General features: G+C 40.9%; 2 pseudogenes. Both read right to left on the bottom strand.

Going from position 1 to position 922, the window contains the following annotated elements:
* Positions 1–624: pseudogene (locus tag BHECKSOX2_RS07225) on the bottom strand (RHS repeat-associated core domain-containing protein); the annotation flags it as partial.
* Positions 625–774: 150 nt separating this feature from the next.
* Positions 775–922, bottom strand: a pseudogene (locus BHECKSOX2_RS10615) (IS30 family transposase); the annotation flags it as partial.

Genomic DNA, 922 nt, shown 5'->3' with positions numbered 1-922 from the left:
GCGTTTTTGTTGGACTTCGGTTTTATCCTTGCCAGCAATAATGGCAGTACCACCATAAGGGTAGTAATTCTCATAACTTATAACTTGGGCTTTGTCGTCAAGTTCTAGGGTGTTGGATTGCAGGTGGCTGGTGAGTTGGTAGCGGGTTTGAGTAAAATTTGGACTAGAGTTTTGGGTGTTGTCTTTGCTACTTTCGCGCAGGATATGGGTGCCGATGTGCAGGGTGTTGATTTGTTTCTTTGCTTCGTTGGTTGAGATATCTAGTACAGGTAGGTAGTCTCTTTGGCTTTGCGCTTGATTGTTAGATTCAATCACAGTGCGGACTCGCCTGTTTTGGCAATCATAGACATAGTATTGTGTGTTGTTGTTTTTGTCTGCTTTAGTAAGTTGGTTAAGGGTGTTGTTGTAGTGCCAATCTAGAGCACCAATGTTGTCAAGGGTTAGTAAGTTGCCATTGGCATCAAAGTCGGTGGTGGATTGTTGGGTTTCAGTGCCACGGTTGTTGTTTGGGTGGATGGCGAGGGTTTGTTGCCATGTGCTGCTGTTTGCTTGGTGTAAGAGTTGGGTTAGATTGTTACCCGTGTCATAGGTATAGGTTTGCTGATAGAGTTCTAGTAAGTTCATTGAGTAAATCGAAATGGTTTCAAATGTATAGGCTCAGGGGTAGATAGGATGATTAACTTTATTGGCACTTTCTATTATATTGTTAGATATTTTTCTCGTAATTCCTTTCGAAGTATTGCAATCTCTTTTCTGTAAATTAATTTGGCGAATTCAACCCATAAGTGCAACACTTCCATTTAAAAAATAGTCTTTTCCAGTCATCTTGGCAAAGACCTCAAATGGGGTCTTATACCCCAAGCATTTCCTAGGTCTATTATTCATTAAATCTGTTGCCCTAAATGCTTCTTTCTCACTCACA

This window comes from thiotrophic endosymbiont of Bathymodiolus puteoserpentis (Logatchev) (assembly GCF_900127505.1).
Classification (GTDB): Bacteria; Pseudomonadota; Gammaproteobacteria; order PS1; family Pseudothioglobaceae; genus Thiodubiliella.
The sequence above is the reverse complement of the archived record's forward strand: the minus strand, read 5'-3'. Positions and strand labels throughout refer to the sequence as shown.